We start from the raw sequence: 11,151 nt of genomic DNA on the forward strand, positions 1-11,151 counted from the left end.
GCGCCGTCCTTCACTCGTCGAACCCTCGGGCCACGAGGTCGTGTACCCGGCGCAAGGCTTCGGCGGCGTCCGGGCCTGTCGCCGACACCGCCACAGTGTCGCCGCCGCGGGCACCCAGACTCATCAGCGCGAGCACACTTGCCGCGTCTGCCTGCTTGTCGCCGAATCGTACGGTCACTTTCGCGTCAAGTTCGGCAACAGTTCGGGCAAGAAGCGCGGCGGGCCGGGCGTGCAGCCCGATGTCGTTGGTCAACACGAAGTCGGTGCCGGTCCCGGCGTCCACGACCTCGTCCGGGGCGCCCGCCGAAACCGCGGCCGTCAGCACGGCGTCGAGATCACCACCGCCTTGTGCGGCGACCGCGGCCGCCACGGCGCCTTCGACGAACGGCGCGTCGACAACGGCGGCGCGGGACGGGTCGCCGAGCATCTCCACGGCGAGATCAGCGGTCATCTTGGCGCTGCCGAGGTCGTACAGCAGCACTACGCCGTCTCCTGCGTCGGCGCGGTCCAAAGCCGCGGACACGGCGTCGAAATCCGTGCCCAGCGTGCCGTCCAGCAGCCCGCCCGCCGGCAGGATCCGGACGTCCGGCGCCATCTGACCGGCCAGCTCGGCCAGTCCCTCGGCCAGTTTGGCGCTGTGCGAGACCAGCACCAGCCCGATCACGACGCCGCGTCCGCGAAGGCCCGCAGCAGCAACGCGGTCGACCTGGCCCCGGGGTCCATGTGCCCGGCGCTGCGTTCCCCGAGGTACGAGGCCCGGCCCTTGCGGGCGACCAGCGGCACGGTGTCCTCGGCGCCCTTGCCTGCCGCGTCGGCGGCGGCCCGGAGCACCTCGGCGACCGACGATCCGGCGGCGTCCCGGGCAGCCGCGACCGCCGGTGTCAGGGCGTCGACCATGGTCTTGTCGCCGACCTCGGCCTTACCGCGTGCCACAACCCCTTCCAGGGCAGCGGCCAACGCGTCCACAACGGACGAAGCGGTCAGCTCCGGCTCGGTGCCCAGTTTCGCGGCGGCGCGCAGAAAAGCGGTGCCGTACAACGGCCCCGCGGCACCGCCGACGGTCGAGATGAGGGTGCTGGCGACCACTTTCAGCACCGCGCCGGGCGTGTCGCCTGCATTGTCCAGTTTGGACAGAACGGCGGTGAAGCCGCGCTTCAGGTTCTCACCGTGGTCGCCGTCACCGATTTCACGGTCCAGGGTGACGAGTTCGTCCCGGTGTGCCTCGACCACCTCGGCGGCCGACCGCAGGGCCGCCACCACACCTGCCGCATCACAGGACATCAGGCACCCCACCGCAGCGCCGCGGTCCGCACCGGCGCGTCCCACCAGCGCAGCATCTCGTCGTCCACCTTCAACACCGTGAGGCTCATCCCTTGCATCTCCAGGCTGGTCACGTACGGGCCGACCAGCCTTCGTTCGACGGTGATACCACGGTCGGCCAGCAACCGCTCGGCGATGCCGTGCGCGAGGTAGAGCTCGACCAGTGGCGTCCCGCCCATGGAGTTCGTGAAGAGCAGCACGCGGTCGCCGGAGCTGAACGGCAGGTCGTCCAGGATCGGTTCCAGCAGGGTCTGCACGAGCTGCTCCGCGGGCTGGTGCGGGACGCGACGGCGGCCCGGTTCGCCGTGGATGCCGATCCCGATCTCGATCTCGTCGTCCTCGAGCACAAAACTCGGCTCGCCGATGTGCGGCACCGTGCACGCGGTCAGCGCGACGCCCATCGACCTGACCGAGCCGATCACGCGACGCGCCAACGCCTCGCACTCGTCGAGGCTGTACCCGCCTTCGGCGGCACCGCCGACGATCTTCTCCAGCAGCGCGGTGCCGCCGACACCACGCCGTCCGGCGGTGTACAGCGAGTCCTTCACGGCCACGTCGTCGTCGATCACCACGGTCCGCACGTCGAGTCCCTCGGCCGCCGCGAACTCCGCGGCGGTCTCGAAGTTCAGCACGTCACCGGTGTAGTTCTTGACGACCAGCAGCACGCCCGCGCCGCCGTTGACGTGCTCGATCGCGGCCTGCACCTGGTCGGGCGTCGGCGAGGTGAACACCGCGCCGGGGCAGGCGGCGTCCAACATGCCCAGTCCGACGAAGCCGCCGTGCATCGGCTCGTGGCCGGAACCACCGCCGGACACGATCGCGACCTTGCCGCTGGCCGGCGCGTCGGCGCGGTACACCACGGCGGGCTCGGTCCGGACCTTCAGGATGTCGCCGTGCGCCGCCGCCAGGCCGCGCAGCGACTCCGTGACCACGGTCGACGGATCGTTGATGATCTTCTTCACTTCCGGCCTCCGGCGCTGGTGGGCTGGGCACAGCCTTCCTACCTGACGGAACGGCATCGCGAAAGTGGAATGATCAGGACGTCGCCAGTTTGGTGGCGACGAGTCTGGCGGCCTCGACCGCCTTCGCACACGGGTCTTGTCCGGGGTCCGGCGGGTCGCGCTCGAAGGAGACGTTGACGTTCTCGCCGCGGTTGCCCGACAACGCCCGGTGCACCCACTCGATCTGGCACTTGTCCGGCGAGATGTTCGTCTTGAACTGCCACGCGCCCTTGACCTTGTCGGTCAGGTCGACCTTGACCGGGCTGTACGACCTGGCCGTCTGGCCCGGGTCGAAATCGATCGTGTACTTCACCGAGATGTACGCCGGGCGCGTCCGGTACCGGCAGCCACGGATGTCGTCCGGTTCCTTCTGCGTCGTCGCGCCGGTGATGGCCGCGGCGGACTTGTCGTCGATCGCCGCGCACGGGTTCAGCCGCACCAGGCTGCCCGGCGTGTCGTCGTACTTCGACTTGCCCTCGGAGATCGTCCTGACCACGCCTTCGAGCAGCTTGATCGCCGCGTCGCACGGGTCGCCACTGTCCCAGTAGGCCGCCACGACCAGGCCATGGTCCGGGCCACGGGTGGTCACCGCGGTCTGCGAGCAGCCGGAGCTCGTCCGGGTCTCGAACACGCCGAGGCCGGCGATGGACTTGCCGACCTGCTTGGGCGCGCCGATCAGGTCGGCGCCGACCTTGACCACGAACCGGATGTCCTTGCCGGACGCGGGATCGGTGACACTGTGCGAACACTCCGAGTAGCCGCGCCGGTCCGGCACGCCCTGCTTCTTCTTGCCGATGGTGCTCAGCAGGTCGTCGGCGAGCAGCCCACACGGGTCCACAGTGCGCAGCGCGTCGTCGTTGAACGAGCCCGCGGCCTTCACCGTGGTCCGGTTCGTGACGGATTTGCCCAGGTCAACCTGACCGGCGCAGCCTGCGACGGTCAGCATGACGGCGGCGGTCAGCCAGACACGAGCACTTCGAGACACACCGTGCACGGTAGCGACCCGAATCGCGCCGCGTGCACGGAACACCTCATTTCGCCTCGTCAGGAATGCGCAGCGGACGGATCAGCGCCCACAGCGCCATCAGCGCGGTGAACACCAGCATCCCGATGCCCACCCACAGGTTGACGTTGAAGCCACCGGTCTTCGCCCGGTCGGCGTCGCTCTCGAACCCGATGCCCATGACCAGCAGGACCACGCCGTACACACCGAACAGCAGCGCGATGATCCACCGCAGGTCGAACAGACTGCCTCGAGAAGCCATCACAAGTCCTCACCAGAAGATGATGTTCAGTACGACGGTCAGCACGAGCACGCCGCCCGCGAGCACGCTCGGCTTGCGGTACCAGCCGCGGTCCTCGCCCTCCTCGCCGTGCTTACGGCTCTCACGCGGTGTGAGCGACCACACCAGACCGGTCAGCTCCTTGTCCGGTTTCGGCTTGGTCCGCACCGAGACGATCACGCTGACCAGGATGTCCACCACGAACGCGGCACCCGCGCCGACGAAGCTCGGCCCCTGGCTGTCCGGCGAGCCGAACCACGTCACCGCGCCGGAGTTGGCCAGGATGAACACGGCCAGCGCCGACAACGTGCCCGCGACCAGGCCCGACCACCCGGCGGCCGGGGTCATCCGTTTCCAGAACAGGCCCAGGATGAACGTCGCGAACAGCGGCGCGTTGAAGAACGAGAACAACGTCTGCAGGTACGTCATGATGTTCTCGTAACCGGCCGCGATGAAGGCGGTGCCGATCGCGGCGACCACGCCGACGATCGTGATCACCCGGCCGACCTTCAGGTAGTAGGCGTCCGGCCGGTTCTTCCTGATGTAGGTCTGCCAGATGTCGTACGTGAACACGGTGTTGAACGCGCTCACGTTCGCCGCCATGCCGGCCATGAAGGACGCGGCCAGGCCGGTGATCGCCACGCCGAGCATGCCGTTCGGCAGCACGTCCCTGATCAGCAGTTTGATCGCGTCGTTGAACTGCACGTCCGTCGTCGCGTTGGGATTCGCGGCGAGCTGTGCCTTGGCGGCGGCCAGTTCCGGCGAGATCACCGCGGCGAGCATGCCGGGGATGACGATCACCAACGGCAGCAACGTCTTCGGGAACGCGCCGATCAGCGGCGTGCGCTTGGCCGCGGACATGCTCTTGGCCGAGAGTCCACGTTGGACCTCCGCGAAGTTCGTCGTCCAGTAGCCGAACGACAGCACGAATCCGAGCCCGAACACGATGCCCAGCACCGACAGGGTGGCGTCGCCGATCCCGGTCAGGTTGGTGCCCGGCCACGAGCTGATCTCGTTGCCCTTGTCGGCGATCCGGTCGACGAGCCCTTCCCAGCCGCCGACGCGGTGCAGGCCGACCACGGTCAACGGGATCAGCATCGCGACGATCACGAAGAACTGCAGCACCTCGTTGTAGATCGCCGCGGACAGCCCGCCGATCGCGGTGTACGTCAGCACGATCGCCGCGGACAGCACGATGGACAGCCACAGCGGCCAGCCCAGCAGCACGTTGACCACCGAGCCGAGGGCGAACAGGTTGATCCCGGAGATCAGCACCTGCGCGGTGGCGAAGCTGATGCCGTTCACCAGGTGCGACGCCGGGCCGAACCGCCGGTTGAGGTACTCCGGCACGCTGCGCACCTTGGAGCCGTAGTAGAACGGCATCATCACGATGCCGAGGAACACCATGGCCGGGATGGCGCCGATCCAGTAGTAGTGCACGGTCGGGATGCCGAACTGGGCGCCGTTCGCCGTCATCCCGAACACCTCGACCGCGCCGAGGTTGGCCGATACGAACGCCAGCCCGGTCACCCAGGCCGGCAGCGAGCGCCCGGACAGGAAGAAGTCCAGGCTGCTGGAGATCGACCGCCGCGCCAGTACGCCGATGCCCAGCACGATCACGAAGTAGAAACCGAGCAGTACGTAGTCGACGGCCTGTGCGTCCAGGCGGAAGTTCGCCTCAGCCAACAGCATTGCGTCAACATAACCACGACTCGCGCGGTCCGCATGACGAGCGGGCGCATAGCGGACAAACCTCCCTCACGGGTAGAGCAGGTGCCGCCACCGGTCGATCGAGGCGACCATGTCCTCGGTGAACTTCTCGAGGAACATCCCCATCTTCGCCATCCGGTCGCCGGCGACCGAATCGCCGAACAGGATCGCGCCCTCGTGCGAGATCCGCGCCCAGCGGTCCATGGTCAGCACGCTCGCCATCGACGTGCGGACCATCGCGTCGCTGTCGACCACGTACCGGTCGCGGCGGCCGTCGTGCTCTCGCCTGATCAACTTCAGATCCGTCAGATAGCCGATCGCGGCCGAGACCGACGCCGGGCTGACCTCCAGCCGCCGGACGAGCTCGGCCGCGGTCAGGCTCTCGCTGTCGGCGACGCAGAGGCTGGCCATGACCCGGGAGGCCATGCGGGGCACGCCTTTCTCGATCAGCACCGCCACCAGCCTGGCTTCGAAGTCGCGCCTGTCGCGGGCGGTCCCGGCCTTCGTCGCGGGCGCGGTGGTCTTCGGCCTGCGGGCGCGTTGCCGCGTGACGCTCTCGGCCTGCTCGGGCTGATAGCCATGGCTGCCGATGTTGCGGGCGACCTCGCGGCTGACCGTGGACGTCGGCCGGTTGAGCCGCCGCGCGATCTCGGCGTACCCCAGGCCGTCGGCCATCGCGTCGGCGATGAACCGGCGTTCTTCGAGCGTCAGCCGTGGCATGTCCCCTCCATCACCGCAACGATCGTTGCGTTCATCGTCAGAACCATTGCAAGGATTGCATTTCCTCGGCCACGCGGTGCTGATTGTCGATTTATCGTTGGGTGAACGCAACAGGGAGGAGTGCGTGATGCAGCAGGGACTGCCCACACAACGGTCCGCGGACCGGCCGTTCGACCCACCACAGGAGCTGCTCGGCGGGCAACCGTTGACGCGGATGACTTACGCCGACGGCAAAGCAGGCTGGCTGGCCACCAGTCGTTCGGCCGTGCGCGCCGTGCTGGCCGATTCCCGGTTCAGCGCGCGGTACGAGCTGCTGAGCCTGCCGACCGGCATGCCGGCCGACGGCGGAGCCCTGCCGTCCGCGATGCCGGGTGACCTCACTGGCCTCGATGCGCCGGAGCACACGCGTTACCGCCGTCTGCTCACCGGCCAGTTCACCGTCCGGCGGATGCGCCAGCTCACCGACCGGATCGAGCAGACCGTGGCCGAACACCTGGATGCCATGCGACGCAAGGGACCGCCCGTCGATTTCGTCGCGGCGTTCGCGCGGCCGGTGCCCACGCTGACGATCTGCGAGCTGCTCGGCGTGCCTTACGAGGAACGTGCGTTGTTCGAGGACAACGCGGTGACCTTGGTGTCTACTGTGGACCCTTCGTCGGACGAGTACGCCAAGGCGATCACCGGGTTCGGCGAGTACGTCGCAAGGTTGGTGCAAGCCAAGCGAGCGGCACCCACCGACGACCTGCTCAGCGGCCTGACCACGTCGGACCTCGACGACACCGAGCTGGCGACGATCGCGGGCGTGTTGCTCTCGGCGGGACTCGCCACGACCATGCACATGCTCACCGTCGGCGCGCTTGCGATGACGCGCACACCCGGCCTCGTCGAAGCGATGCGGGACAACACCGAGTCCACCGTCGAGGAACTGCTGCGGTACATGAGCATTGTCCCGTTCTCCGTGCGTACGGCGCTCGAGGACGTCACGGTGGACGGCGAGCTGATCAAGGCGGGCGAGACGGTCACCCTGTCGTTGCACGCCGCCAACCGCGATCCGGCCGTGTTCGACGACCCCGACTCGATCGTGATCGGCCGGGGCAAGGGCGGCCATGTCGCGTTTGGACACGGCATCCACCAGTGCCTCGGCCAGCAACTGGCCCGGGTGGAGTTGCAGGCCGCGTTCCGGGCACTGGCGACCCAGTTCCCGACGCTCAGCCTGGCCGTGCCCTTCGAGTCACTGCCCGGGCTCCAGGACGGCATCGTGTTCAACCCGCCCGAGCTCCCAGTAACCTGGCAACAGGCATAACCCCTGGTCATCCCTCGTGAGTGTTTATCCGTGTTCTAACCCGGATAAACACTCACGAGGTGTAGTCGCGGAAGCCCTTGCCGGTTTTGCGGCCCAGGCGTCCGGCCGTGACGAGGTGTTCCAGCAGGGGCGCCGGGGCGAAGCCGGGCTCGCGGAACTCGTTGTAGAGCGTGCGCTGGATCGCCAGCGACACGTCCAGGCCGACGACGTCGAGCAGTTCGAACGGGCCCATCGGCAGGCCGCAGGCCGTCTTCATCGCGGTGTCGACGTCCTCCGCCGGGGCGTAGTGCGCCTCGACCAGTTTCACCGCGTCGTTGAGGTACGGGAACAGCAGCGCGTTGACGATGAACCCGGCCCGGTCGCCGCAGTGCACCGGGTGCTTGCCGGCCTTCTCGCAGATCGCGTGGGCCGTGGCCACCACGTCCGCGTTCGTCGCGATCGTGGCCACGACCTCGACGAGCTTCATCACCTGTGCGGGGTTGAAGAAGTGCAGGCCGACCACGTCACCGGGCCGCGAGGTCGCGGCGGCGCACTCGATCACCGGCAGCGAGGACGTGGTGGTCGCCAGGATCGCGCCGGGCTTGCAGACCTCGTCCAGCGCGCCGAACACGGTCCGCTTGACCGCCAGGTCCTCGGCGACCGCCTCGATCACCAGGTCGCAGTCGGCCAGTTCCTCGAACTCGACCGCGGGCACGATCCTGGCCAGGATGGTGTCCCGGTCGGCTTCGGCGAGCCTGCCCTTGGCCACCGCGCGATCCAGCGACTTGCGGACCTTGGCCAGTGCCGCGTTCGCCTTGTCCTCGCCGCGGGCACGCAGCACGACGTCGTAGCCCTTCTTGGCGAACACCTCGACGATGCCCGTCGCCATCGTGCCCGTGCCCACGACGCCGACGCGGGCGACGTCCCTCGGCGTCGCTCCGTCCTCTGTGGACTTGACGGGTGTCTTCGAGTCCGGGACGACAACCGGTGAACCGGGTTCTTCGTAGGTATAGAAGCCCTTGCCGGTCTTGCGGCCCAGCAGGCCCGCCGTGATCATCTGCTTGAGCAGCGGCGCGGGTGCGTGCAGCCGGTCTCGCGACTGCTTGTACATCGTGTCGAGGATCTCTGACGCGATGTCCAGGCCGATCAGGTCGAGCAGGGCCAGCGGGCCCATCGGATAGCCGCAGCCGTAGCGCATCGCGGCGTCCAGGTCCTCACGTGTGGCGTACTTCTGCTCGTACATCAGCACGGCGTGGTTGAGGTAGCTGAACAGCAGCGAGTTGGACAGGAAACCGGCGCGGTCGCCGATCACCAGCGCGGTCTTGCCGACGTGCTCGATCAGGCCGACGACATCGGTGATCACGTCCGGTTCGGTGACGACCGTGCGGACCACCTCGACCAGTCTGAGCACCGGCGCGGGGTTGAAGAAGTGGGTGCCGACCACTCGCTCCGGCCGTCCGGTGTGGACACCGATCTCGGTGACCGACAGGCTGGAGGTGTTGGTGGCCAGGATGGTCCGCGGCGGCGTGATCCGGTCGAGCTCGGCGAACAGGTCGGCCTTGAGCTCCAGCAGCTCGGTGACCGCCTCGATCACGATGTCGCATTCGGACACGTCGGCCAGCCGGGTGGTGTAGCCGATCCGGCCGAGCAGCGCGGTCCGCTCGTCCTCGGTCAGCTTGCCTCCGGCGACGGCGCGTTCGGTCGAGTGCTCGATCAGGCCGCGGCCGTGGGTGAGGCTTTCCTGGTCGACTTCGACGCCGATCACCGCGAGTCCGGCACGCGCGAACACCTCCGCGACCCCGGCACCCTGAATGCCGAGACCGACCACGCCAACTCGCCTGAACTCGCGACTCACCGGAAACCTCCAAGGCCGGGTCCTACCGTTGGGTAACCACGATGCCTGGCCGGTTCGGCGAAATTCCGTGAACTACGCCTCAGTATCGTGAAAGAAAGATCGCCCTTGGCGATTCGGCGGCGAAATTGATGTTTCGGGCCGAAACCCAGGTCATGGATGCGTACCGGGGCTACGGCAGGGTAAGTTACCCCGAGTAGCTCGCCGAGGAGGGACTGCCATGGCTGCCTACCAGACCATTGTCGTCGGCACGGACGGTTCGGACTCGTCGTATCGCGCGGTCGACAAGGCCGCCGCCGTGGCCGCATCCACGGGCGCGACGCTGGTGATCGCGTGCGCGTACCAGCCCGTGAGCCAACGTGAGGCCGACCACGCCCAGGACGAACTCGGGCCCGACGTCGCCTACCAGGTCGTCGGCTCCGCACCGGCGGAGGACACCGTCCGCACCGCGTCCGAACGCGCGGTCCGGGCAGGCGCCGGCAAGATCGACACCGTCGCCGTGGTCGGCGACCCGGTCCCGGTGCTGACCAAACTGGTCAAGGAGCGGTCGGCCGACCTGCTTGTCGTCGGCAACCGCGGCCTGAACACGCTGGCCGGGCGGATTCTCGGCTCGGTGCCGTCCGAGGCCGCCCGCAAGTCCGGGGTCGACGTGCTCATCGTGCACACGACGTGAGCGAGTCCCTGCAAGCCCGGATCGAACGCGTCCTGCTCGGCGGCCGCCGCAAGTACACCCGGCTCGAGGTCGCCAAGAAGGTCGGCGTGCCGCTGGAGCGTGCCACGGACCTGTGGCGGTCACTGGGTTTCGCGAGCGTCGGCGACGACGAGGTGGTGTTCACCGACAGCGACGTCGAGGCCCTGCGGATGGTCCAGGAACTCGGCGAACTCGGGCTGTACGACGAGTCCGTGCTGAACTCGATCGCCCGCGTGCTCGGCCAGCACGTGTCCAGGATCGCCGAGATGGAGATCCACGTGCTGCGCCAGCTGATCGCCGCGCAGCCGTCGGTGCTGGAGGACGAACGCGGGTTCGCCCGCTTCATCGACCGCCTGGTCCCGGACCTGGAACGCCTGCACAACTTCACCTGGCGCCGTCAGCTCGCGGCGTACGCGGGCCGTGCGCTGGCCGCGCCGGAGGAAGCGCTGGAAGAAGGCAGCCAGGCCGTCGGGTTCGCGGACATGGTCGGCTACACCAACCTCACCCGCCGCTCCAGTGAGACGGAGCTGGCATCCGTGCTGGAACGGTTCGAGACCACCGTGACCCAGGCGATCGCCGAACACCACGGCCGCGTCGTGAAGATGCTCGGCGACGAGGTCCTGTTCGTCGCGGACACGCCGTTCGCCGGCGCCGAGATCGCCCTGACCTTGGTGGAACTGGCCGAAGCCGATCCGGTGCTGCCGTCCTTGCGCGCGGGTCTGGCGTACGGACGCGTGTTGAGCAGGTTCGGCGACGTCTACGGCTCGACCGTGAACATCGCCAGCAGGCTGACGTCGATCTGCCGGCCGGGCGCGGTGATGATCGACTCCGAACTGGCCGAGGCCCTGTCCGGCGAACCGGGTTTCGCGATCCGGCACCTGCGGCCGGTGTCCGTGCGCGGTTTCGACCGCCTCAAACCGTCGGTGCTCAGGCGGGCTTAGGTCGTGTTTCGAATGTCCCGGTCGATGAGAGTCTGCCCCGGCCGGAGGCCGGAATCGGCTCGGTGGGGCGGTTCCTGGCGTCGCCGCGGGATCGCCGCGAATACTGGTTGTCTTTGGGCGGTCCCGCGGTGGCGTCAGGGGCCGCATCCGGCCCGGCTATCGCGATCGGGCATTTGAAACACGGCCTAGCTTGAGTTTTAACCTTCGGGTGGCTGGTCGGGACCCCTGTTGATCATGAGTGAAGCCCTTGGTTGATCATTCTTCTTGCGACAGATGAAAGATCACTCACCAAGGGCTTCAGTTGATCAGTGTGCACGACACCCGCGCGGCCGGTGCGGGCGGGGACCTGTC

At 68.1% G+C, this 11,151-nt stretch carries 11 protein-coding genes; 3 read left to right on the forward strand and 8 right to left on the reverse strand.

Translation table 11 applies throughout. The annotated features are described in order from the left end of the window. Positions 1 to 10 precede the first annotated feature (10 nt). The 7 genes from dhaM to GC106_RS38205 form a co-directional block, all read right to left on the reverse strand. The gene (gene dhaM / locus GC106_RS38175; protein ID WP_312873213.1) at positions 11 to 664 is read right to left on the reverse strand and encodes a dihydroxyacetone kinase phosphoryl donor subunit DhaM; all 654 of its coding nucleotides are present in this window, start codon (positions 662 to 664) and stop codon (positions 11 to 13) included. Continuing rightward, entirely contained in the window at positions 661 to 1,281 is a 621-nt protein-coding gene (dhaL, locus tag GC106_RS38180; RefSeq protein ID WP_173140666.1) for a dihydroxyacetone kinase subunit DhaL, read from the reverse strand. Before dhaL ends, dhaM begins: the two co-directional genes overlap by 4 nt. Then, on the reverse strand, positions 1,281 to 2,282 hold the full coding sequence (dhaK, locus tag GC106_RS38185) for a dihydroxyacetone kinase subunit DhaK (protein WP_173140668.1): 1,002 nt from the start codon (positions 2,280 to 2,282) through the stop codon (positions 1,281 to 1,283). The genes dhaL and dhaK overlap by 1 nt, the downstream gene beginning before the upstream one ends. A gap of 73 nt (positions 2,283 to 2,355) precedes the next feature. After that, positions 2,356 to 3,306, reverse strand: coding sequence for a DUF3558 domain-containing protein (locus GC106_RS38190; protein ID WP_173140670.1), 951 nt, complete (start codon positions 3,304 to 3,306; stop codon positions 2,356 to 2,358). Positions 3,307 to 3,352: 46 nt separating this feature from the next. Next, positions 3,353 to 3,586 carry a hypothetical protein gene (locus GC106_RS38195; protein ID WP_173140672.1) on the reverse strand — a complete coding sequence of 78 codons (234 nt, stop codon included), beginning with the start codon at positions 3,584 to 3,586 and terminating at the stop codon, positions 3,353 to 3,355. Positions 3,587 to 3,595: 9 nt separating this feature from the next. Beyond that, positions 3,596 to 5,296 carry a sodium:solute symporter family protein gene (locus GC106_RS38200; RefSeq protein WP_173140674.1) on the reverse strand — a complete coding sequence of 567 codons (1,701 nt, stop codon included), beginning with the start codon at positions 5,294 to 5,296 and terminating at the stop codon, positions 3,596 to 3,598. A 66-nt stretch (positions 5,297 to 5,362) separates the two neighbouring features. Next, the gene (locus GC106_RS38205; RefSeq protein ID WP_173140676.1) at positions 5,363 to 6,034 is read right to left on the reverse strand and encodes a GbsR/MarR family transcriptional regulator; all 672 of its coding nucleotides are present in this window, start codon (positions 6,032 to 6,034) and stop codon (positions 5,363 to 5,365) included. A 127-nt stretch (positions 6,035 to 6,161) separates the two neighbouring features. Between GC106_RS38205 and GC106_RS38210 the strand changes: the two genes are divergently transcribed. Further along, positions 6,162 to 7,337: a cytochrome P450 gene (locus tag GC106_RS38210; protein ID WP_173140678.1), complete on the forward strand. Its 1,176-nt coding sequence runs from the start codon at positions 6,162 to 6,164 to the stop codon at positions 7,335 to 7,337. 52 nt (positions 7,338 to 7,389) lie between these two features. On the opposite strand, the gene GC106_RS38215 is transcribed toward GC106_RS38210, so the two are convergent. After that, positions 7,390 to 9,171, reverse strand: a complete 1,782-nt coding sequence (locus GC106_RS38215; protein WP_173140680.1) for a 3-hydroxyacyl-CoA dehydrogenase family protein — start codon at positions 9,169 to 9,171, stop codon at positions 7,390 to 7,392. 217 nt (positions 9,172 to 9,388) lie between these two features. On the opposite strand from GC106_RS38215, the gene GC106_RS38220 reads away from it, so the two are divergent. After that, entirely contained in the window at positions 9,389 to 9,841 is a 453-nt protein-coding gene (locus GC106_RS38220; protein ID WP_173140682.1) for a universal stress protein, read from the forward strand. Then, positions 9,838 to 10,800, forward strand: a complete 963-nt coding sequence (locus GC106_RS38225; protein ID WP_173140684.1) for an adenylate/guanylate cyclase domain-containing protein — start codon at positions 9,838 to 9,840, stop codon at positions 10,798 to 10,800. The genes GC106_RS38220 and GC106_RS38225 overlap by 4 nt, the downstream gene beginning before the upstream one ends. Positions 10,801 to 11,151: the final 351 nt, after the last annotated feature.

The sequence above is a fragment of the Kibdelosporangium persicum genome (assembly GCF_013280595.1).
GTDB classification, from domain to species: domain Bacteria; phylum Actinomycetota; class Actinomycetes; order Mycobacteriales; family Pseudonocardiaceae; genus Kibdelosporangium; species Kibdelosporangium persicum.